Here is a 21443-nt window from a genome sequence, read left to right on the forward strand (position 1 = left end):
TCTGGAGTACACCACACCCGTGGCAGTCAAGATCAAGCTCAAGCGTCTGGGGAAGATCCGGAACCCGCAGTACCGGATCGTCGTCGCCGACGCCCGCACCAAGCGTGACGGGCGGGCCATCGAGGAGATCGGGCTCTACCAGCCCAAGCAGGAGCCGTCGCTCATCCAGATCGACTCCGAGCGCGCGCAGTACTGGCTCGGCGTCGGCGCGCAGCCGACCGAGCCCGTGCTCAACCTGCTGAAGATCACCGGCGACTGGCAGAAGTTCAAGGGCGAGCCCGGCGCCGAGGGCACCCTCAAGGTCGCCGAGCCCAAGGCCGACAGGAAGGCCGCCTTCGAGGCCGCCGTCAAGGAGTCCATGGGCGACGACGCCGCCGAGGCCACCGCCACCCGCGCCAGGAAGAAGGCCGAGCCGAAGAAGTCCGAGGCGAAGGCCGCTGAGACCGACGAAGCCAAGAGCGAGGGCTGACGTGCTCGAAGAAGCGCTCGAGCACCTGGTCCGCGGGATCGTGGAGAACCCGGACGACGTCCGGGTCCGCGCCCGCCGGATCAGGGGCGGCCGGGTCCTGGAGGTGCGCGTGCACCCCGAGGACCTCGGCAAGGTCATCGGCCGCAGCGGTCGTACCGCCAAGGCCCTGCGCACCGTGATCAGCGCCCTCTCCGGGGGCCGTTACGTGCGCGTGGACCTGCTCGACGTCAACGAGGTCCGCTGAGTGAGCCCCTGGCATCGTGCATGCCGGGGCCCGCTCGCCCCGGCGGCGGCCGTCGCGACGGCCACCGCCGGGGGCGGTTCGCCGGCGGGCCCCCGGCCCGCCGGCCCTCGTCGCTTCGCCCCCCGCGGGCGGGCCCGATGAACGACCCGCTGGTCGTCGGGCGCATCGGGCGCCCGCACGGGATCCGCGGCGAGGTCACCATCGACGTCCGCACCGATGACCCCGGTGGCCGGTTCGCCGCCGGCACGCGGATCGCGACCGATCCCGCGTCCGCCGGCCCGCTCACCGTGGAACGCGCCCGGTGGCATTCGGGCCGCTTGCTCCTGCGCTTCGCCGGAGTCGACGACCGCGACGCCGCGGAGACCCTCCGCGGTACGTGGCTGGTCGTCGACTCCGGAGACATCCCCCCGTCCGCCGACCCGGACGAGTACCACGACCAGCAGCTGATCGGGCTCGCCGTCGTCACCGCCGGCGGCGCCGAGGTCGGCGAGGTCGCCGACATCCTGCACCACGGCCAGGACCTGCTGGTCGTCCGCGGCCCCGGCGGCGAGACGCTCGTCCCGTTCGTCGCCGCGCTCGTCCCCGAGGTGGACGTCCCCGGAGGCCGGCTCGTGATCGACCCGCCCCCCGGACTGCTCGACGGATCATGAGACTCGACATCGTCACGATCTTCCCGGAGTACTTCGCCCCGCTGGAGATCTCCCTGCTGGGCAAGGCGCGCCGCGCCGGGCTGCTCGACGTGCACGTGCACGACCTGCGCGGCTGGACGCACGACCGGCACCGCACGGTGGACGACACCCCGTACGGCGGGGGTCCCGGCATGGTGATGAAACCCGAACCCTGGGGTGAGGCGCTCGACGCCATCGCGCCACCCGGGTCGGCGCCGCGCCTGGTCATCCCGACGCCCAGCGGCCGGCCGTTCACCCAGGCGCTCGCCGCCGAGTACGCCGCCGAGCCCTGGCTGCTGTTCGCCTGCGGCCGCTACGAGGGCATCGACTCCCGCGTCGCCGAGGAGGCCCGCACCCGGATGCCCGTGGACGAGGTCAGCCTCGGCGACTTCGTCCTCGCCGGCGGCGAGGTCGCGGTGCTGGTCATGGTCGAGGCGGTCGGGCGGCTGCTGCCGGGCGTCCTCGGCAACGCCGACTCCGTCGCCGACGACTCCTTCGCCCCCGGCGCGATGGAGTCCCTGGTGGAGGGCCCCGTCTACACCAAGCCCCCGGTCTGGCGCGACCGCGCCGTCCCGGACGTCCTGCTCTCCGGCCACCACGGCGCGATCGCCCGCTGGCGCCGCGACGAGGCCCTGCGGCGCACCGCCCGGCACCGTCCCGAACTGCTGCCCCGCCTCGCCTCCGGCGCCCTCGACGAGCATGATCGCCGGGTGCTGCGGGAGGCCGGTTTTCCGGTTGACGCCGAAGATATGGCAGACTGAAGCGTCCGTGCGCTCGTACGCGCGGCACGAAGACCTACTCTCCGCGGCGCGACGCCCCCACCCATGTCCCATGGGGCCTCTCGACGCCCGCGTTCGACCCAGAGGAACCGCTGCGATGCACACCCTGATCCAGGAGATCGAGAAGGCCGCCATGCGCGCCGACGTCCCGGACTTCCGTCCGGGCGACACGCTGAAGGTGCACGTGCGCGTCACCGAAGGCAACCGGAGCCGTATCCAGGTCTTCCAGGGCGTGGTGATCCGGCGGCAGGGCGGCGGCGCCCGCGAGACCTTCACCGTCCGCAAGGTCAGCTACAGCGTCGGCGTCGAGCGGACGTTCCCGCTGAACAGCCCCTCGATCGACAAGATCGAGATCGTGACCCGCGGCGACGTGCGCCGCGCCAAGCTCTACTACCTGCGCAACCTGCGCGGCAAGGCCGCCCGCATCAAGGAGAAGCGCGACTTCTGATCGCGACGGTGTCGGCCGACGCCCCGGGAACCCGTCGCGGTCCCCGGGGCGTTGCCCGTTTCGGTCGGGTATGGCCGACGGGACGGGTGACGACACGCCCAGCCGACCGGTGTGCGGGGTCCGCCGCCGCTAGGCTTTGTCTCTGATGGCAGAAGAGGACGATCGGAGAGACGTGCGATCCGAAGCCGAGGGCGCGGTGCCCGATGAAGAGGAGACCGTGACCTCCGCCGGGGAGACGGCCGACGACGACTCCGCCGACGACGACGGCAAGGGGAAGAAGAAGAGGCAGGGCTCGTTCTGGAAGGAACTGCCCATCCTGATCGTCGTCGCGGTCGTCCTCGCCCTCGTCATCAAGGCGTTCGCGGTCCAGGCGTTCTACATCCCGTCCGGTTCCATGGAGAACACCCTCCAGATCGGCGACCGGGTCCTCGTCAACAAGATCGTCTACCACACGCGCGACATCCGCCGCGGCGACGTCGTCGTCTTCAACGGCCTCGACTCCTGGGACCCCGAGACCCACATCGCCAAGCCGACGAACCCCTTCTCCAAGGCGCTGCGCGCCGTCGGCACCGCCTTCGGCGTGGCGCCCAACGAGAAGGACTACATCAAGCGCGTCATCGGCGTCCCCGGCGACCACGTCCACTGCTGCGACGCCCAGGGCCGCGTCACCGTCACCGACTCCCACGGCGTGGTCCGCACCCTGGAGGAGAAGTCCTACCTCTACACCGACCCGGTCACGCACGAGCAGAACAAGCCGTCCAACGAGCCGTTCGACGCCTACGTGAAGCCGGGCCAGCTCTGGGTCATGGGCGACCACCGCGACCTGTCCTACGACTCCCGCTCCCACCGCGGCGACCCTGGCGGCGGCACCATCCCCACCGACCGCGTCATCGGCCGCGCCTTCGTCATCGTCTGGCCGCTGAACCGCATCGACTCGCTCCCGATCCCCGACACCTTCAAACAGGCCGGCACCAGGACCGCCTCCCTCGCGGCCCCCGCCACCCCCATGACCCTGGCCATCGCCGGCACCCTCCCCCTCGCCTACCTCCGCCGCAAACGCCACCCCAAATAAAGCGCCCCAGCGCCACCGAAACCCCAGGCCGCCTACCGCCGAGCCCGCGAACCTACCCTGATCAGCAGTCCGCGCAGCCACCCAGGTCCGTGGAGCTTGAGCCCGCTCCTCCGTCCACGCAGGCGGGCCGCCGTAGTCGAGTCGTCCTCGTCGGCGAGACCGACTTTGGCTAGCCGGCCCTACGGGTGGCGTCCGTTTTGTGGTGGCCGCTGCTCAGCGTGATGGCAGCGGATCGTGCCGCACGGGCTGCAGCGGGCTCTGGCGTACTTGTTTGGGGCGGACGGCGGGCTGCTGGGCTTGTTTGATCGTCCTGGGCCTAGGGCGGCGGGTGCTCGCCAACGGCCTGTGGCCTGGGGCGTTGCTGGTGGTTGGGTTGGGGGGCTCGTGAGTGGGTGGGGTTTGTCGGCGTCGGTTGTGGTGGGGTCGGGCGGTTGTGGGTTCTGCTGGTGGTTGGGCGCGTCGCTTGTGGTGAGGTCAGGGTTGGTGTGCTCGGTGTTTACCTTTTGGGCGTGGGGGACTGCTGTTCGGGTGATCGGGGACATGCCCGGAAGAGTGGTATTCGGGGAGCGGCGGGGTGTTGGGGGGACGTACGCTGCGGAGCATGAAGGGTCGTCCGCTTCGCTTCACGCCGCGCCGGGACGCGGGGATGCACGCCTATGAGCGCGCGCTGGAGCACGCCGGGCTCAGTCCGGTGGCGGGCGTCGACGAGGCGGGCCGGGGGGCCTGCGCGGGGCCGCTGGTCGTCGCCGCCGTGATCCTTCAGGGCGGACGGGGCGGACGCATCGAGGGGCTCACCGACTCGAAGATGCTGACCCCGGCGCGACGCGAGGAGCTGTACGCCGAGATCACCAGGCGGGCGCGTGCGTGGAGCGCGGTGATCATTCCATGTCATGACATCGACCGGATCGGGCTGCACCGCTGCAACGTCACCGGTATGCGGCGGGCTCTGGCGGCCCTGGACACCCGGCCCGCCTATGTGCTCAGCGACGGGTTCCCGGTGCCGGGGCTGGAGGCCCCGGGACTGGCGGTCATCAAGGGCGACCAGGTCGCCGCGTGCGTGGCGGCCGCGTCCATCGTCGCGAAGGTCACCAGGGACCGCATCATGGTGGATCTTCACCGGCGCTACCCCGAGTACGGCTTCGACGTCCACAAGGGGTACGTGACGCGCGTGCACGGCGCGGCGCTGGCCGAGCACGGGCCTTGTCCGGAGCATCGCTTCTCCTACGTCAATGTCGGGCGTGCCTTGCGTAACAATGGGGAAGTGGCCTTGGGGGAGGAGACCGACGGGGAGGTCCCCGGCGAGGGCCGTACGGAAGGGGCACGGGTGTGAGCGCCGAGGATCTCGAGAAGTACGAGACCGAGATGGAGCTGCAGCTCTATCGCGAGTACCGCGACGTCGTCGGGCTGTTCACCTACGTCGTCGAGACCGAGCGGCGGTTCTATCTCACCAACTCGGTCGACCTGCAGGTGCGCGGCGCCGACAATGGCGAGACGTTCTTCGAGGTCACGATGCAGGACGCCTGGGTCTGGGACATGTACCGTCCCGCCCGCTTCGTCAAGAACGTGCGTGTCGTCACGTTCAAGGACGTCAACGTCGAGGAACTGGCGAAGAGCGAATTCGAGCTCCCCTCCGATCAGTGATGTCCGGCCGCTCGGGGGCGGCGCTCGGGCCGTGATCATGGGTGCGCTCTCCCGTGGCGGAGTTCCGTGGTCTCGGGCATGTCAACTCCTCCCGAGTGCGTCAGTGCGGTGACTTGGCGGATCTGGTGAGCCGCCAGCCGTTGGGGGCTCGTTCGATGAAGCCGGACGCGGCCAGCAGGCCGAGCTTGGCGTTGACGGCGGCCATGTCCATGCCGGCTTTGGCGGCCAGCGCGGCCGGGCCGGTCGCGCCCCGGCCCGGGAAGGCCTCCAGGACGGCGCGGGTGACCGGTTCCAGGCGGTCCCGGGGGAGGACGGGCGTCTGCGGCGGCGGGGCCAGGTCGGCACCCAGCCGCCCGACGGCCTCGATGATCTCCTCGGTGCGGCTGACCAGGACGGTGCCCTCCTGCCGCAGCAGCTGGTGGCAGCCCACCGATGATCTCGAGGTGACCGGCCCGGGCATCGCCATCACGACCCGGCCGAGCTTGCGCGCCCACGCGGCGGTGTTGAGCGCGCCGCTTCGGGCCTCCGCCTCGACGATCACCGAGCCGCGGGACAGGGCGGCGATCACCCGGTTGCGGACGAGGAAGCGCAGGCGGTGCGGGTGGGTGCCCGGCGGCGACTCGCTCACCAGCAGAGACCGGCGCGCCATCTCGGCGAACATGCCCTCGTTCGAGGCCGGATAAGGGACGTCCACGCCGTTGGCGAGGACCGCCACCGTACGGCCGTCGGCGGCGAGGGAGCCGCGATGGGCGGCGGCGTCGATGCCGAGCGCGCCGCCCGAGACCACCGTCCAGCCGTCGTCGGCGAGTTCGGAGGCGAAGTCGGCGGCCATCCGCTGCCCGTAGGGGGAGGCGGCGCGGGAGCCGACCATAGCGACCGAGCGCAGGCAGGCGTGCCGCAGGTTCTCGGGGCCGCGGAGCCAGAGCGCGTAGGGGCGTTCGCCGCCGAGGTCGTCCAGGGTGGTGGGCCATTCCGGTTCGCCCGGGCAGACGAGGCGCCCGCCGAACTGCGCGCAGACGGCCAGGTCCCGGTCGGGTTCGGCGGTGGCCAGCCGGATGCGCCAGTGTTCGAGCCGCTGGATCTCCTTGGGAACGGCGGGCAGATCGGGCGGGACGGCCCCCGAGCGGATCGTGTCGAGCGCCCCCTCGGGACCGCAGTGGCCGATGACGCGGTTGAGGAACGCGTCCCCGGGCTCCGCGACGGCGGTGAGCGCGGCGCGGGCGGCCCTCTCCGGGGTCATGGGGATCATGGTCATGAGCGCCCCGCATGCCACAGCGCCAGGGCGCCGCCGATGTCGTCCGCGTCGGGTTCGTCATGACCGGCGAGGTCGGCGATCGTCCACGCGACGCGCAGGACGCGGTCGAGGCCGCGCGCGGTGAGGGTCCCCCGTTGCAGCGACTCGTCCGCCGTCCGCATCGCGTCCGGACCGGGCGTGAAGCGGCGGCGCAGCTCCGGCCCGGGGATCTCGGAGTTCGACCTCCACGGGGTCCCGGCCAGGCGTTTCAGGGTCCGCTCCCTGGCGAGCAGGACGCGTTCGGCGACCACCTTGCTGGCTTCGGCGAACTCCAGGTCGTAGCGCAGCTCGGCCCTGGTCGCGGGCGCCAGCTCCAGCTTGAGGTCGATGCGGTCGAGGAGCGGCCCGGTGACCCGCGTGCTGTACTTGCGGCGCACCCCCGGGGCGCAGGAGCAGTCGACCTGCTTGGCCGCCGCGCAGGGGCACGGGTTGGCCGCGAGGACGAGCGTGAAGCGCGCGGGGAAGCGCGCGGTGCCCTCGGCCCGGCTGATCCGCACCTCGCCCTCCTCGAGCGGCTGGCGGAGGGCGTCGAGGGTCCCCGCCATGAACTCGGGCGCCTCGTCCAGGAACAGGATGCCGCGGTGGGCGAGGGAAACCGCGCCCGGTTTCAGCACCCGGCCCGATCCGCCGCCGACCATGGAGGCCCGGCTGGCGGTGTGGTGCGGCGCGTGGAACGGGGGCTGGGTGATCAGCGGTTGGCCGGGCGGGAGCGTCCCCGCGACGGAGTGGATGGCGGTGACCTCCAGCGCGGAGTCGGGCTCCAGCGGCGGCATCAGCGTCGGCAGCCGCTCGGCCAGCATGGTCTTGCCGCAGCCCGGTGGGCCGCTGAAGTAGAGGTGGTGGCCGCCCGCGGCGCTGATCTCCAGCGCCCGCCTGGCCTCCGCCTGGCCCCGGACGTCGGCCAGGTCGAGATCGGCCGGGGCGTCGGACCGCCGGGGCGACGGCCCGTCCACCGCCACCGGGGTGTCGTCGGGCTCGGCCTCCTCGATGGGCGGCGGCTCGTCCCGCAGGATGCACAGCAGGCCGCGCAACGTGGCCGCGGAGACCACGTCCACGCCAGGCACGAGCTCTGCTTCGGCGGCGTTCGCGCGTGGCACGACGACCGTCCGGCAGCCGTAGTTCGCGGCGGCCAGCACCGCGGGCAGCACACCCTGGATGGGGCGGAGCCGGCCGTCAAGTCCGAGTTCGCCGATCAGCACCAGCCCCGCGCAGGACCGCGCCGGGACGACCTCGGCCGCCGCGAGCAGCGCCACCGCGATGGCCACATCGAAGATGGAGCCCTTCTTCGGCATGCTCGCCGGGAACAGCGACACGGTCACGTGGCGGTTGGGCCAGTCCTCACCCGAATTGAAGATCGCCGCGCGGACGCGGTCGCGGGCCTCGCTGAGCGCGGTGTCGGGCAGGCCCACCAGGTGCAGGCCAGGCACCCCGCTGGTGAGCGCCGCCTCGACGTCCACGACGAAGCCGTCCACCCCCACCAGGGACACCGAACGGGTCTTGGCGAGCGTCATTCAGCACACCTCCTTCAGATGATCGATCGAGAAGCCGTCGCCTGCGACGACCAGGCCGAGCACGTCCACCCGGACGGAGGTGCCGCTGACGCCGTGCGCGGCGGCCCACCGCCAGGCCAGCCGCCGTAACCGCGCGGACTTGCTCGTGGTGATCGCTTCGAGCGGGTCGCCGAACAGCGCCGAACGGCGCGTCTTCACCTCGCAGACGACGTGGGCGCGGCCGTCGTGGGCGACGATGTCGAGTTCGCCTTCGGGGCAGCGCCAGTTGCGGTCGAGGACCTTCCAGCCGAGCCCGGCCAGATAGGCGGCCGCCGCGTCCTCGCCGCGCCGGCCCAGTTCGATGTGGGCGGTCATGTGCCTCACCTCCGGGCTCCGACGCTGCCCGACGCGGAATCCGCGGAATAGGTGAACGTCGTTCTGTGGAAAACCTCGCGGCAATTGCGGTGATCCGACGAAAACGGTCTTTTGGTGCTTGCTTCGGGACGGTGGGTGCCGCAGCGTGGCCCTGTGGATCTGAACGAGGCCGTGGAGGAATTCGGGCGGCACCTACGCGCCGAACGCGGGGTCTCGCCGCACACCCTGCGCGCCTATCTCGGCGACCTGACGGACCTGTGCGCCTATGCGGCCGACGTCGGGGTGACGGACCCGGCCGACCTGGACGTGTCGCTCCTGCGCGCCTGGCTCGCCCGCCAGCACGCGCTCGGGCGGGCACGCGCCACCCTCGCCCGCCGGACGGCGGCGGTACGCGCGTTCACCCATCACCTTCACCGGCGCGGCCTTCTGCAGGACGATCCCGGCCTGCTGCTGGGCACGCCGAAGAAGCGCCGCGACCTTCCCGGTGTGCTCACTCAGGACGACGCGGCGCGCCTGCTCGACACAATGGACGCCGAAGGGCCGATGGGGTTCCGCGACCTGGCCGTCCTAGAGCTGCTCTACGGGACCGGCGTACGCGTCAGCGAGCTGTGCGGGCTCGATATCGACGACCTGGACACCGGCCGCCGGACGATACGCGTCCTCGGCAAGGGGGACCGCGAGCGCACCGTCCCCGTCGGCGAACCGGCCCTGCGCGCCGTCCAGGACTGGCTCAGGGCGGGACGACCGGCGGTGGCGACCGCGACCAGCGGCCCCGCGCTGTTCCTTGGCGCCCGGGGCGGCCGGCTCCATCCGACGAGCGCCCGCCGGATCGTCCATTCGCGGATCTCCGAAGCGGGGCAGATGCCCGATCTCAGCCCTCATGGACTCCGCCACACCGCGGCCACGCACCTCTTGGAAGGCGGCGCGGACCTCCGAAGCGTCCAGGAGATCCTCGGCCATGCTTCCCTGCAGACCACCCAGCTCTACACCCATGTCTCGGCAGAACGCCTCAAACGGGTCCACCGCCAAGCCCATCCCCGCGGCGCCCGAGACGACTAGAGCGTTACCAAGGAGCCACTGCCTTTGCCGCCGGACACACCGCTTACGGAACGGCCTGGCTCTGCTCCGACCGCTGCGATCCGGGCCTGAGATTCTGCGGCCCGGCGGTTAGGACGCCAGGCCCGCCGGGGGGTTACGTGCGCTCCTGCCGGCGTTGCGGGGTGCGGCGCAGGCGGCGTTCGTGGGCCAGGTCGATCACACCCGGCGGCGGACGGCGGGCACGGGCGCGTGTCCGCGTGCGGCGCCATGCGAACGACAGGGAGTAGGCGAGGAACAGGCCCGTGAAGGCGCCTCCGGTCGCCGTCGTCGCGTCACGGAGGGTCATGCTCGGCGCCGGCGGATCTTCGGGAGGCGCGTGGCGTTCGTGCTCCTCGGACGGCGCCGCCCGCGGCCACCGGGGGAGGAGCCGGACTTCCCGCCTGACCAGGCTCAGCGGATCGAGGTAGACGCGCCCCTTGCGCAGCCCCCAGTGCAGGCAGGACGTCGGGCAGTGCGAGCGGCCGTCCTCGAGGACGCCGATCCGGGCGCCCACGGCCACCCGGCGTCCGGCATGGACGCTCGGACGGACGGGCAGGTACGTCGTGCGCAGCGGCCCGTGGTCGACGGCGACGACGCCTCGTCCGGCCAGGCGCCCGGCGTAGGAGACGCGCCCGGCCCCGGCGGCGTAGACCGGCTCGCCGGGACGCGCCGCGAGGTCGACCCCGCGGTGGCCGGGGCCCCACGGGACGGCCGGTGGGGAGAAGGCGCGCAGCACTTGCGGAGCGGGCGGCCCCAACGGCCATCGCCAGGCGCTCACTCCCGGAGAGCCGGTGGTGATCACGCAGGTCAGGAGTAATGTGAGCAAGGTCATGCCGAGGAGCCTGCCGCCCCGCGAGCCGGTCCGTCGAGAAGGTCCGCCAACTGTGGATAACCGCTCGGTCCGTTGATTCACGGGCGCGTCCGCGCCCTGATAATCTGTAGTCGTGCCCGGAAGGACACCGGCCAGGGCCAGGCCGTCGCCGATCCGCCGTCCGGCGGGGAGGCGGGAGCCGCTCCACGCGAGCGGAGAGGTCACAGATCCGGGGAGCGTTCCGGATCACAGCCGCTCGGGGCCATCCCGGCGGCTGATTTCACGCGTCCGCATGCCACCGAAGACACATGGTGGGGCGCCGCCCCTCGGTCCGTCGCCGCGGCGACGGTGGGGCGATGCCCGGGCGCAGGGCGACAACCAAATGCGGCCCGGAAGGGCCAGAGAAGGAGAACACGGGCAATGGCACCCGTCGTCACCATGCGGCAGCTCCTCGAGAGCGGCGTCCACTTCGGCCACCAGACCCGCCGGTGGAACCCGAAGATGAAGCGCTTCATCCTCACCGAGCGCAACGGCATCTACATCATCGACCTGCAGCAGTCGCTGTCCTACATCGACCGCGCCTACGAGTTCGTTAAGGCCACGGTCGCCCACGGCGGCACGATCCTGTTCGTCGGCACCAAGAAGCAGGCCCAGGAGTCCATCGCCGAGCAGGCCACCCGCGTGGGCATGCCCTACGTGAACCAGCGCTGGCTGGGCGGCATGCTGACCAACTTCTCCACCGTCCACAAGCGGCTCACCCGGCTCAAGGAGCTGGAGGAGATCAACTACGACGACGTGGCCGGCTCCGGGATGACCAAGAAGGAGCTGCTCGGCCTGCGCCGTGAGAAGGACAAGCTGGAGCGCACCCTCGGCGGTATCCGCGACATGGCGAAGGTTCCCAGCGCCATCTGGATCGTGGACACCAAGAAGGAGCACATCGCGGTCAACGAGGCCAAGAAGCTCGGCATCCCGGTCGTGGCCATCCTCGACACCAACTGCGACCCCGACGAGGTCGACTACCCGGTCCCGGGCAACGACGACGCCATCCGCAGCGTCAGCCTGCTGACCCGCGTCGTCGCCGACTCCGTGGCCGACGGCCTGCTCGCGCGCGCGGGCGCCGCCTCCGGCGGTGACGAGAAGCCCGCCGAGGGCGCCGCCTCCGGTGCCGCCGAGCCGCTGGCCGAGTGGGAGCGCGAGCTGCTGGAGAACAAGCAGGCCGAGGCCGACGCGGCCGCCGCCGCTCCGGCCGAGACGGCCGCCGAGGCTCCGGCGGAGACGCCCGCCGAGGCTTCCGCGGACGCGCCCGCCGAGGCTCCCGCCGAGACCTCCGAGGCTCCCGCCGAGGCCGCCGAGGCCGCCGAGGCCGCCGAGGCCGCCGAGGCCCCCGCCGAGGCCCCCGCCGAGGCCCCCGCGGAGGCGGCGCAGGACACCGAGGCTCCGGCCGAGACCCCCGCCGAGGGCCAGCAGGCTTGATCCCCGGTCCCGGCGGCGTCGCGAGGACGCCGCCGGGACCGTCGCGGGTCCACGACCAACGACGAGAGAAGCGAAGAGAGCGATGGCTAACTTCACCGCCGCTGACGTCAAGCGGCTTCGCGAGCTGACCGGCTCCGGCATGATGGCCGTAAAGAACGCCCTCACCGAGGCGGACGGCGACTTCGAGAAGGCCACGGAGCTGCTGCGCCTCAAGGGCGCCAAGGACGTCGGCAAGCGCGCCGAGCGCACCGCCGCCAACGGCCTGGTCGCCGAGCACTTCAACGGCTCGGGCGACGGCGCGCTGCTGGAGCTGAACTGCGAGACCGACTTCGTCGCCAAGAACGCCCAGTTCATCGAGCTGGCGAACCGGCTGGTCGAGTTCGCCGCGGGCAGCGGCGCGACGGACGCGGCGGGCCTGCTCGGCGCCGAGATCGAGCCCGGCACGACCGTCCAGGCCCTGATCGAGGAGAACAGCGCCAAGATCGGCGAGAAGCTGGAGCTGCGCCGCTTCGCCCACTTCCAGGGCGCCTACGTGGCCAGCTACCTGCACAAGTCCGACCCGTCCCTGCCGCCGACCACCGGCGTGCTGGTCGAGCTGGACCAGGAGAACGCCGAGGTCGCCAAGGACGTCGCCCAGCAGATCGCGGCGATGGCCCCCAAGTACCTCACCCGCGAGGAGATCCCCGCCGAGGCGATCGAGAAGGAGCGGGCGCTCGCCGAGCAGCTCACCCGCGACGAGGGCAAGCCCGAGCAGGCCATCCCGAAGATCGTCGAGGGTCGGGTGAACGCCTACTTCCGCGACTTCGTGCTGCTGGAGCAGGCGTTCGTGAAGGACGGCAAGAAGACCATCGCGAAGGTCCTCGACGAGGCCGGCGTGAAGGTCGTGCGCTTCGCCCGGTTCAAGGTCGGGCAGGCGTAGGGGCACTCTGGAGAGAGGAACCCCAGATTCAGCGACGCAACGAGGAGGCCGCCGACGTGCCGGACAAGACGACCACTAGCGCGACGGCGGCCTCGTCGTCCGTGCGGCACGCGCCGCGCGCGGGCTGGAAGCGGGTGCTGCTGAAGCTCTCGGGCGAGGCGTTCGCCGGGCGCGACCCGCTCGGCATCGACCCCGAGGTCGTGCAGCACGTCGCGGAGGCCATCTCCGAGGCCGTGCGCGACGGCGTGCAGGTCGCGGTGGTGTGCGGCGGCGGCAACATGTTCCGCGGCGCGGTCATGGCCGAGCGCGGCATGGACCGCGGCCGCGCCGACTACATGGGCATGATCGGGACCGTCATCAACTGCCTCGCGCTGCAGGACTTCCTGGAGAAGCTCGGCCTCGACACCCGCGTGCAGACCGCCATCACCATGAGCCAGGTGGCCGAGCCGTACATCCCGCGGCGCGCGATGCGGCACCTGGAGAAGGGCCGGGTGGTCATCTTCGGCGCGGGGCTCGGGCAGCCGTTCTTCTCCACCGACACCACCGCCGCGCAGCGCGCGCTGGAGATCGGCGCGGAGGCCGTCCTGAAGGCGACTCAGGTGGACGGCGTGTACGACGCCGATCCCCGTAAGAGTCCAGAGGCGGTCAAGTTCGACCGTTTGGATTACGGTGAAGTTCTACAGCGGGGTCTGAAGGTCATGGACGCCACGGCCATCAGCCTCTGCATGGACAACGCGCTCCCCATCGTGGTCTTCGACCTCATGGGGCAGGGCAACATCGTCCGGGCCGTCCGGGGTGAGAAGATCGGCACGCTGGTCAGCCCGGCACAGGGCTGACCGCGGCCCGGAACGCGGTGCCAGGGCCGACCAGATGACATGGGAGTCACAGTGATCGACGAGACCCTCCTCGAAGCCGAGGAGAAGATGGAGAAGGCGGTCGCGGTCGCCAAGGAGGACTTCCAGGCCATCCGCACCGGCCGGGTCACCCCCGCCATGTTCAACAAGATCACCGCGGAGTACTACGGCACGCCGACGCCGGTCAACCAGCTGGCGTCGTTCACCCTGCCGGAGCCGCGGATGGTCATCGTCCAGGTCTTCGACAAGTCCTCCATGCAGGCGGTGGAGAAGGCGATCCGCGACAGCGACCTCGGCGTCAACCCCACCAACGACGGCAACGTCATCCGGGTGGTCTTCCCCGAGCTGTCGGAGGAGCGCCGCAGGGACTTCATCAAGGTCGCCGGCACCAAGGCGGAGGAGAGCAAGATCTCCATCCGCAACATCCGGCGGCGCGCCAAGGACACCCTCGACAAGCTCGCCAAGGACGGCGAGGTCGGCGAGGACGAGGTGCGGCGCGCGGAGAAGGAGCTCGACGACACCACGCACAGGTACGTGGCGCAGATCGACGATCTGCTCGAGCACAAGAAGGCCGAACTGCTCGAAGTTTGATGGGACTCGACGACGCCGGGGGGCCCGCGGGCTCCCCGGATGAGCCGGAGGTCGACATGCCCGGCCCACCCCCGGGAGAAGCTCTGGACTCGCCCTCCGGCGAGGCGCCGGACGCCTCTGCCGGGAAGACCGGTGAGGAGGGCGCGCCCTCCGGGGCGACGCCTGCCGCGGACGCGCGCCCGGACTCCGCGGAGGAGCCGGCCGCCGATCCCTCGGACGGCGCGTCCGCCGCGAAGCGTGAAAGCAGGACCGGCAGGAACCTGCCGATGGCCATCGGCGTGGGCGTCGCCCTTGGGGCGCTGGTCCTGCTGTCGCTCTACACGGTCAAGCCGATCTTCCTTGCCGTGATGGTCGTCTTCCTGTTCCTCGGCATGCGGGAGCTGACGGACGCGTTCAGGTCGCGCGGCATCAGGGTCCCCTTCATCCCGCTGGCCACGGGGATGGTGGCCACTCCGGTCGTCGCCTACGTGTGGGGTCCGACGGCCGTGGTCGCGGCCGTGTCCCTCACCGTGCTGTCCATGCTGATGGTCCGGATGGCGGAGGGTGCGGACGGCTACGTCAGGGATGTCGCCGCCGGCTCGTTCGTCACCGGATACCTGGTGCTGATGGGCGGGATCGTCGCCCTCCTCATGCAGCCGGGCGACGGGGACGACCGCACCGTCATCTTCATCGCCACCACGGTCGCCAGCGACATCGGCGGCTACTTCGCCGGCACGTTCCTCGGCAAGCACAAGCTCGCCCCCACGATCAGCCCGAAGAAGACGTGGGAGGGCGTCACCGGCTCCGCGATCACCTGCATGATCGTCGGCGGCTGGCTGGTGTGGTGGCTGCTGGACGGCGGCCACGCCTGGCAGGGCGCGATCGTCGGCCTCGCGGCCGTGGTCACCGCGACGGGCGGCGACCTCATCGAGTCGATGATCAAGCGGGATCTCGGCATCAAGGACATGGGAACGCTCCTGCCCGGCCACGGCGGGGTCATGGACCGTCTCGACTCGCTGGTCGCGACGGCTCCCGTGGTGTGGCTGCTGCTGGAGCTGTTCGTCCCCAGCTAGGCCCCGGGCGGCTTCCGGCACGCGACCGGCGGGCGTCCAGCGGCTAGGAGACGACCCAGGAGCGGCCCTGCTGCGCCAAGCGCCGGATGAGCGCGTCCGAGCCTTCGCTCTTGGCGTAGCGGTGTTCCTCCCCGGTGATGGGGACGAGCCACAGCCACCGGACGGGATCGCCTTCCACGGACAGTCCCGTGAGGGCGGGCGCGGCCGGACCGTTCAGGCGATCAGGGTCGTCCAGGAGCAGTACTCCTTCCCACGCGCCGCCATCGTTGCCCAGGGGGAACGTACGGGCCTCGTGATACCACTTGACCACGTCCCCTGGGGCGAACCATGTCACCGACCGCCACGGATACTGGGCGAGCCACGGAAAAATGCTTCCCGCACGCTGGCTCGGGAGGGTGCTCGCTACGGCGAGTTCTATGCGGGCGTAGGGGGCGACGTCGTCCTCGTACAGCTCCACCGTGGGCATCCGCTGGCGGCTCATCCCGACGGAGCTGAGGATGGTGAAGTGGCGGTCGCCACGGGCCGGCCGCTCCGTCACCCCGACGGTGGGGGACGGTGACGTCCGGCCTGCCGAGAGTTGGCGCCCCACGTCGTGCCAGTAGTGGCCACCGGGGCCGAGGCGTTGCAGCAGATGGCCGAGGACGGACTGCTGGTAATCCGCCCACGAGCCGTCGGCGCGGCACATCTTCCAGTGCGCGCGTGCCCGCTCGATGCGCGGGCCGAATTCCGCGATCTCCTCGTCGATGGGGAAGGCGAACGGGCTCTGCGCCGTGGCGTCGCGCGCGTAGCCGGGAATGCCGCGGCCCATGTCGGACCATCCGGGGATCACGAACAACGGGTCGCCCGCCTCCAGGACGGCGACGCCGTCGCCCTCCTCGAACCACACCACTTCCAGAGCGGACGCGTCCAGCGCCTCGCGTCCCTGCGGATGGGCGACGTGCGATTCCGGCAGGAGCGGCGCGCTGCCCGCCTCAAGCCGCGACCGGTCCAGCGAGGCGGGGGCCTTGCGGTGGTTGGCGACCCAGACCGCGCCGATCACCGAGTCCCGGGCGTCCCGCAGATAGGCCACGGTCACCTCGCCGTCGGATTCGATGACCAGCCTGCGGCTGCCGTAGGGGCTTGCCTCGGCGTGCACGATCGTGGCGGCGGGGCCCCGGGGCGATGCGGCGCCCCTGCGCAAAACCGACATGATCGAGACCTTAGTCCCAGACAAGGTCATGCGCAGCGATGTCGCAGCGCGCGCGGGAAGGACCGGACAGGGCGGATGCTGCGCGCACGGACGAGGCATCGGCAGGTGTTTGCGACACTGGAAGCACCATGTCTGCCACCACCGAACCCGCCACCGCGGGGGCCGCGCCCAAGAAGACCCCGGCGAAGCTCGTTTTCGCCGCGCCGCGGCGCGGCAAGCCGCCCCGGCACCTGGCCGACCTCACGCAGGCCGAGCGCCGCGAGGCGGTCGCGGAACTGGGCGAGAAGCCGTTCCGGGCCGACCAGCTGTCGCGGCACTACTTCTCCCGTCTCATCGACGATCCGGCGAAGATGACCGATCTGCCGGCCACCGTCCGGGACCGGCTCGTGTCCGAGCTGCTGCCCTCGCTGCTCACTCCGGTCCGCGAGCTGGACTGCGACGGCGGCAAGACCCTGAAGACCGTCTGGAAGGCGTTCGACGGCGTCCTGTTCGAGTCGGTGCTGATGCGCTACCCGGACAGGGCCACGATGTGCGTCTCGTCCCAGGCAGGCTGCGGCATGAACTGCCCGTTCTGCGCCACGGGGCAGGCGGGCCTCACCCGTAACCTCTCCACGGCCGAAATAGTGGAACAGGTCGCGGCCGGCGCGCGCGCAATGGCGCGCGGGCGGATCCCTGGTGGTCCCGGTCGCGTCTCCAACATCGTCTTCATGGGGATGGGGGAGCCGCTCGCGAACTACAAGGCCGTTATCGGCGCGGTACGCCGCATTACCGATCCGGCACCCGCCGGTTTGGGGATCTCGCAGCGTTCGGTCACGGTTTCCACGGTCGGCCTCGTCCCGGCTATCGAGAAGCTCGCCGCCGAGGACATGTCGGTGCGGCTCGCGGTGTCCCTGCACGCGCCCGACGACGAGCTGCGCGACGACCTCGTCCCCATCAACAACCGTTGGAAGGTCGCCGAGGTCCTGGACGCCGCGTGGGCCTACGCCGAGCGCAGCGGACGCCGCATTTCGATCGAGTACGCCCTCATCAAGGACGTCAACGACCAGGCCTGGCGGGCCGATCTTCTCGGCAGGCTCTTGCGCGGCCACCTCGTACACGTCAATCTGATCCCGTTGAACCCGACGCCGGGGTCCAAGTGGACCGCCTCGCGGCCGCAGGACGAGCGGGAGTTCGTCCGCCGCCTGGAGGCCCACGGGGTCCCGGTCACGGTGCGCGACACTCGGGGCAGGGAGATCGACGGGGCCTGCGGGCAGCTGGCCGCGGCGACGAAGGACTGATCGCGCCGGCGGCGCCCCCGGGCCCCGCGGGCGCGGGAACGAGGGCTGAGGAGCGCGGTGGCGCTGATGAGCACGCGGCTGCCGGTGGCGTTGCGGGGCTATGACCGGGCCCAGGTGGACGGTCTCCTCGAGCGGATTTCGGGTGCGCTGAACGGCGGGCAGCCGATGTCGGCGGACGAGGTGCGGACGGTGCGCTTCGACATCGTCCTGCGCGGCTACGACCGCCGGGCGGTGGACGAACTGGTGCGCGAATGCATCAGGGAACTGCAGAGCAAGGCGCCGATCGCCGAGCGTCCCGGCCGTCCCCGGGCCAATCCCGGCTGGCTGATCAACTGGATCCAGAACGCCCGGTTCTCCGGCTCGGGCGTGCGCGGCGGCTACGACGTCCGGGACGTCGACGCGTTCCTCGACCGCGTCGTCTCCGGGCTGCGCGGCGCGGCCCCGCCGGTGACGGCCCGCGACGTCCGGGAGAGCGCGTTCCGGGTCGTCCGGCTGGGACCGGGCTACGACGAGCAGGAGGTCGACCGGTTCCTCACCCAGCTCGCCGGGGCTCTCGAGGGCCGCTGACGCCGGCCCGCCGCGGAGTTATCCACATTTTCGCTGCGGGGTGGTGACCGCTGCCGGCGCCCAGCAGGCTTCGGGGCATGGACCACTTCGACGCGCAACGCCGGCGGCTGAGCTCCTTCCTCGGCCTGCTGTTCACCTCCGAGATCATCTCGGTCCTGCTGTCCTTGGCCCGGCCCGCGGTGCGGCTCGGTGCGGTCGGCGGCGTACCGGTCAGGCTGGGCGGTGCCCCGGTGCTGCCCGCGACGGCGGCCTGGCCGGTCTGGAGGGGCCGTCCGCTGGACTTCCTCGGCGCCGTCGACTTCACCGAACTCGCCGCGTTGGGGGAGATCCCAGGGCTTCCCCGTAGCGGCACCGCTGCCTTCTACTACGCGAGCGGAACGCCGCGTCCGTGGGGTGACGCGTGCGGGCAGCGGGACGGCTGGCGCGTGTTCACCGGCGATCTGCACCGCGCCGAACCACCGCCCGGCGCCCTGTCCTATCCGCCGGCGGATCTGTGCGCGGCTCCGTTCCTTTCGCTGCCCTCACCCCAGGAGCCGGTCCTAAGGCGTCTCGAACGCCTTCACCGCGGCTTCCTGGCCGAGTACGAGCAACTGCACGCGGTGTGGTCCACGCAGGGCACGCCCGCGCACCAGCTGGGCGGCTGGCCCGACCTCGTCCAGCGGCCGATCGGCCCCGACTGCCTGTACGCCTCCACCGGCCGCCCGCTGGTCACCCTCGAATCCCCGGAGCTGTCCCCGGACGACCAGGTGGCCGTGGACGACTGGCGCCTCCTGCTCCAGCTCGACTCCGATCACCGCCTCGGCTGGTACTGGGGTGACCCGGGCCGCGTCTACTTCTGTTCCCGCCAGGACGACCCATTGGAGCGAGCATGGCTGACCGTCCAAGCGACCTGACGTCCCGCAGGACCGTCCGTCCCCGGCGCCGATGCGACGGGTCAGTGGCGGAGGCGGGTGACGATCACGTACCCGGCGCAGACGACGGCCGACCAGAGGGCCAGATGCAGGACGAGGCCGGGGAAGTCCGAAAGGAAGGCGGTTGGGCCGTCGTGCGCGGCCCGCAGCCACTCGATCATCGGAACGGAGAGCCAGGAGAGCCGACCGAGGCCCAACAGCAGCACGGCCGTCGCACTGCCCAGCAGTGCCAGGAGCGACACCCCCGGGTCCGGGATCACCGCCCGGCTCGTCCAGGCGCCGAGCAGCGTGCCGGCGAGCGCGACCGGCACGCTCAGCGCGCACCCCGCCAGGATCGCCCGCCCCGACGCTCCCACCAGAAGCGCCTGCACGAGAGGAGTGACCAACACGACGGCGCCCAGGCAGAGGTTCACCGCGTAGGCGGCGAGCAGACCGGCCCACGTGGGCGCCCAGCGGTGCCGTGCCGCGGTGGCCGACAGCGACCGCTGCTCGTCCGGCTGCGTGTCCAGCAGGGCCCGCGCCGCCCAGGCCCAGACCGGGAACATGAACGCCGCCACGTCTCCGAAGGCGCCGACGGCCAGGGTGGTCCGCTCCGGCCCGCTCGGCCCTTGGAGCAGCACGAGCACCACGACCAGCGCGACGACGATCACCGGATGCAGGACGCGCAGCGACCGCACGTACCCCGCCACCTGAAAACGCGCGAGCGCGATCATCGCCCCTCCTTCATCCACCCGACCCCCGCCCGGCGAACAGTCCCACCCGCGCCCCCGCAGCAAACCCGCCGCAATGACTCGACGAAGCGGCCACTGCGAACAGGCCCCCACTCCCTTGATGAACGCGTGCAGGCGGCACCGGCGGGCGTCACCTCCCCGAGCGACGGACTTGCAGGCGCTGACGGCCCGTCCTGGTTGATCACTAAGGCGGTCTTGCTAGGCGAGGGGATCATTGGTCGGGTCTCCGGACGGTGTAGCCGTCGGCGCGAAGCTTGGTCTCGACGGTGTCGGCGTCGCCTTCGGGGACCACGACCTCGAGCACCGTGAGCCTTGGCGTGTCAGGGTCCTCGCCGGGGGCGAGGCGGGTGACCGTGCCGCCCGAGACCTGGAGCCGGTCGATGTCCGGAAGTGATTCGATGCAGCGCTGGTGGTCGCTGATGACCACGGTGCAGCCGTCGGCGGCGAGACCGGCGATCAGTTCCGGCAGGATGTCGCGGGTCGTGGCGTCCAGGCCGGCGAAGGGCTCGTCCAGGATCAGGAGCCCCGGATCGCCCATGAGCGCCTGGGCGAGCCCGACCTTCTGCGCACTGCCCTTGGACAGTTCCGGTAACCGCACATCGAGGAGGTGCTCGAAGGAGAGGCGTTCGGCCCACGTGCCGATGGCGTCGTCAGGCACTCGCCCGATGGCCGCCATGTGGGCGAGGTAGGCGCGGACGGTGAACGGCTGATCCACAGGGAAGCGCTCGGGCGCGTACCCGACCCGGCTCGGCCGGTCCCGCACGGAACCCCGGCTGGGGGTGCGCAGGCCGGCGACGAGACGCAGGAGCGTGGACTTGCCCGAGCCGTTCCGCCCGGTCACCTCGGTGACGCCGCCCGCCGGGAGGGAGAGCGTGACGTCCCTCAGCACCCAGGGGCCCCTCCGGTGGTAGCGGAAGGCGACATCGTCGAGCCGCATAGGACCCGAAGGCTAGCGACGGAAACCTAAGGGCGCCGTTAGAGAGGAGGCTGCGCAGGTTGGGCCGCGGGCGGCAGAATGCCGCGCATGGCTGACTCCGCGACCGGCAAGACCTGCGTCTTCTGCGAGATCGTGAAGGGGGAGCGACCCGCGCACATCGTCCTCGACGTCCCGGACGCGCTCGCGTTCCTCGACACCCGGCCGCTCTTCAAGGGGCACACCTTGCTGGTGCCGCGGACGCACGTCGAGACGCTGCCGGACCTGCCCGCCGACCTCCTCGGGCCGTACTTCGGGCACGCGCAGCGGCTCGCCGCAGCCATGGAGTCGGTGCTGGACGCAGCCGGATCGTTCGTGGCCATGAACAACCGCATCAGCCAGAGCGTCCCGCACCTGCACGTCCACGTCGTCCCCCGCAACCGCAAGGACGGCCTGAGGGGATTCTTCTGGCCACGCCAGAAGTACGACTCCGACGCCGAAGCCGCCGACTACGCCGCCCGCCTCGCCGCCGGCCTCACCGACTCGGCCTCAAGCGCGGACTGAGGCGGAAGCGGGGCGGAAGGGGATCCGTCGCCTG

General features: G+C 71.5%; 25 protein-coding genes. 18 read left to right on the forward strand and 7 right to left on the reverse strand.

The genetic code is table 11. The features are described from left to right. The first annotated feature begins 19 nt into the window (after positions 1–19). The 8 genes from rpsP to QP089_RS31775 all read left to right on the forward strand — a co-directional run bounded on the left by rpsP (position 20) and on the right by QP089_RS31775 (position 5321). Positions 20–469, forward strand: a complete 450-nt coding sequence (gene rpsP / locus QP089_RS31740) for a 30S ribosomal protein S16 (RefSeq protein ID WP_285916536.1) — start codon at positions 20–22, stop codon at positions 467–469. A gap of 1 nt (position 470) precedes the next feature. Then, on the forward strand, positions 471–713 hold the full coding sequence (locus QP089_RS31745; RefSeq protein ID WP_021598307.1) for an RNA-binding protein: 243 nt from the start codon (positions 471–473) through the stop codon (positions 711–713). A gap of 137 nt (positions 714–850) precedes the next feature. Beyond that, positions 851–1363 (forward strand): ribosome maturation factor RimM, encoded by a 513-nt coding sequence (gene rimM / locus QP089_RS31750; RefSeq protein ID WP_285916542.1) that lies wholly within the window; start codon positions 851–853, stop codon positions 1361–1363. Beyond that, the gene (gene trmD, locus QP089_RS31755; RefSeq protein WP_285916544.1) at positions 1360–2142 is read left to right on the forward strand and encodes a tRNA (guanosine(37)-N1)-methyltransferase TrmD; all 783 of its coding nucleotides are present in this window, start codon (positions 1360–1362) and stop codon (positions 2140–2142) included. Before rimM ends, trmD begins: the two co-directional genes overlap by 4 nt. A 115-nt stretch (positions 2143–2257) precedes the next feature. Then, positions 2258–2608, forward strand: a complete 351-nt coding sequence (gene rplS / locus QP089_RS31760) for a 50S ribosomal protein L19 (RefSeq protein WP_151591224.1) — start codon at positions 2258–2260, stop codon at positions 2606–2608. A gap of 172 nt (positions 2609–2780) precedes the next feature. Further along, on the forward strand, positions 2781–3680 hold the full coding sequence (lepB, locus tag QP089_RS31765) for a signal peptidase I (RefSeq protein WP_285916546.1): 900 nt from the start codon (positions 2781–2783) through the stop codon (positions 3678–3680). Between the two features lie 601 nt (positions 3681–4281). Then, on the forward strand, positions 4282–5010 hold the full coding sequence (locus QP089_RS31770; RefSeq protein WP_285916549.1) for a ribonuclease HII: 729 nt from the start codon (positions 4282–4284) through the stop codon (positions 5008–5010). Continuing rightward, entirely contained in the window at positions 5007–5321 is a 315-nt protein-coding gene (locus QP089_RS31775) for a DUF2469 domain-containing protein (RefSeq protein ID WP_285916551.1), read from the forward strand. Before QP089_RS31770 ends, QP089_RS31775 begins: the two co-directional genes overlap by 4 nt. Positions 5322–5421: 100 nt before the next feature. Here QP089_RS31775 and dprA read toward each other — a convergent pair whose 3' ends face one another. Genes dprA through QP089_RS31790 form a run of 3 tightly spaced genes read right to left on the reverse strand, consistent with a single transcriptional unit; the run spans position 5422 to position 8480 of the window. Continuing rightward, on the reverse strand, positions 5422–6561 hold the full coding sequence (dprA, locus tag QP089_RS31780) for a DNA-processing protein DprA (protein ID WP_353070649.1): 1140 nt from the start codon (positions 6559–6561) through the stop codon (positions 5422–5424). An 11-nt stretch (positions 6562–6572) separates the two neighbouring features. After that, complete coding sequence (locus QP089_RS31785; RefSeq protein WP_285916553.1) at positions 6573–8126, reverse strand: YifB family Mg chelatase-like AAA ATPase; 1554 nt, start codon at positions 8124–8126, stop codon at positions 6573–6575. Beyond that, entirely contained in the window at positions 8127–8480 is a 354-nt protein-coding gene (locus QP089_RS31790) for a YraN family protein (protein WP_285916555.1), read from the reverse strand. A 153-nt stretch (positions 8481–8633) separates the two neighbouring features. On the opposite strand from QP089_RS31790, the gene QP089_RS31795 reads away from it, so the two are divergent. Further along, complete coding sequence (locus tag QP089_RS31795; protein ID WP_285916556.1) at positions 8634–9539, forward strand: tyrosine recombinase XerC; 906 nt, start codon at positions 8634–8636, stop codon at positions 9537–9539. A gap of 133 nt (positions 9540–9672) precedes the next feature. Here the strand turns inward: QP089_RS31795 and QP089_RS31800 are convergent, their stop codons facing one another. Continuing rightward, positions 9673–10389: a murein hydrolase activator EnvC family protein gene (locus QP089_RS31800; protein WP_285916558.1), complete on the reverse strand. Its 717-nt coding sequence runs from the start codon at positions 10387–10389 to the stop codon at positions 9673–9675. Between the two features lie 399 nt (positions 10390–10788). Between QP089_RS31800 and rpsB the strand changes: the two genes are divergently transcribed. The 5 genes from rpsB to QP089_RS31825 all read left to right on the forward strand — a co-directional run bounded on the left by rpsB (position 10789) and on the right by QP089_RS31825 (position 15257). Beyond that, a complete protein-coding gene (gene rpsB / locus QP089_RS31805) occupies positions 10789–11841 on the forward strand; it encodes a 30S ribosomal protein S2 (protein WP_285916561.1) in 1053 nt (350 codons plus the stop codon). A gap of 82 nt (positions 11842–11923) precedes the next feature. Then, on the forward strand, positions 11924–12760 hold the full coding sequence (gene tsf, locus QP089_RS31810; protein ID WP_285916563.1) for a translation elongation factor Ts: 837 nt from the start codon (positions 11924–11926) through the stop codon (positions 12758–12760). Positions 12761–12861: 101 nt separating this feature from the next. Beyond that, positions 12862–13596, forward strand: coding sequence for a UMP kinase (pyrH, locus tag QP089_RS31815; protein WP_285916753.1), 735 nt, complete (start codon positions 12862–12864; stop codon positions 13594–13596). Positions 13597–13647: 51 nt separating this feature from the next. After that, positions 13648–14205, forward strand: coding sequence for a ribosome recycling factor (gene frr, locus QP089_RS31820; RefSeq protein ID WP_285916565.1), 558 nt, complete (start codon positions 13648–13650; stop codon positions 14203–14205). 56 nt (positions 14206–14261) lie between these two features. Beyond that, entirely contained in the window at positions 14262–15257 is a 996-nt protein-coding gene (locus QP089_RS31825) for a phosphatidate cytidylyltransferase (RefSeq protein ID WP_285916567.1), read from the forward strand. A gap of 43 nt (positions 15258–15300) precedes the next feature. Here QP089_RS31825 and QP089_RS31830 read toward each other — a convergent pair whose 3' ends face one another. Next, complete coding sequence (locus QP089_RS31830) at positions 15301–16446, reverse strand: suppressor of fused domain protein (protein ID WP_285916570.1); 1146 nt, start codon at positions 16444–16446, stop codon at positions 15301–15303. Positions 16447–16574: 128 nt separating this feature from the next. Here QP089_RS31830 and rlmN point away from each other — a divergent pair, with 128 nt between their 5' ends. The 3 genes from rlmN (at position 16575) to QP089_RS31845 (ending at position 19183) form a co-directional block, all read left to right on the forward strand. After that, positions 16575–17723: a dual-specificity RNA methyltransferase RlmN gene (rlmN, locus tag QP089_RS31835; RefSeq protein ID WP_285916572.1), complete on the forward strand. Its 1149-nt coding sequence runs from the start codon at positions 16575–16577 to the stop codon at positions 17721–17723. 66 nt (positions 17724–17789) lie between these two features. After that, positions 17790–18290, forward strand: a complete 501-nt coding sequence (locus QP089_RS31840) for a DivIVA domain-containing protein (protein ID WP_285916573.1) — start codon at positions 17790–17792, stop codon at positions 18288–18290. Between the two features lie 77 nt (positions 18291–18367). Beyond that, positions 18368–19183: a DUF1963 domain-containing protein gene (locus tag QP089_RS31845; RefSeq protein WP_285916575.1), complete on the forward strand. Its 816-nt coding sequence runs from the start codon at positions 18368–18370 to the stop codon at positions 19181–19183. Between the two features lie 41 nt (positions 19184–19224). On the opposite strand, the gene QP089_RS31850 is transcribed toward QP089_RS31845, so the two are convergent. Both QP089_RS31850 and QP089_RS31855 read right to left on the reverse strand, forming a co-directional pair. Next, positions 19225–19914 carry a hypothetical protein gene (locus tag QP089_RS31850; protein ID WP_285916577.1) on the reverse strand — a complete coding sequence of 230 codons (690 nt, stop codon included), beginning with the start codon at positions 19912–19914 and terminating at the stop codon, positions 19225–19227. A 229-nt stretch (positions 19915–20143) separates the two neighbouring features. Beyond that, positions 20144–20869 carry an ABC transporter ATP-binding protein gene (locus tag QP089_RS31855; RefSeq protein ID WP_285916579.1) on the reverse strand — a complete coding sequence of 242 codons (726 nt, stop codon included), beginning with the start codon at positions 20867–20869 and terminating at the stop codon, positions 20144–20146. A gap of 87 nt (positions 20870–20956) precedes the next feature. On the opposite strand from QP089_RS31855, the gene QP089_RS31860 reads away from it, so the two are divergent. After that, positions 20957–21409: an HIT family protein gene (locus QP089_RS31860; RefSeq protein ID WP_353070650.1), complete on the forward strand. Its 453-nt coding sequence runs from the start codon at positions 20957–20959 to the stop codon at positions 21407–21409. Positions 21410–21443 lie beyond the last annotated feature (34 nt).

The organism is Actinomadura opuntiae (assembly GCF_030283205.1).
Taxonomy (GTDB): domain Bacteria; phylum Actinomycetota; class Actinomycetes; order Streptosporangiales; family Streptosporangiaceae; genus Spirillospora.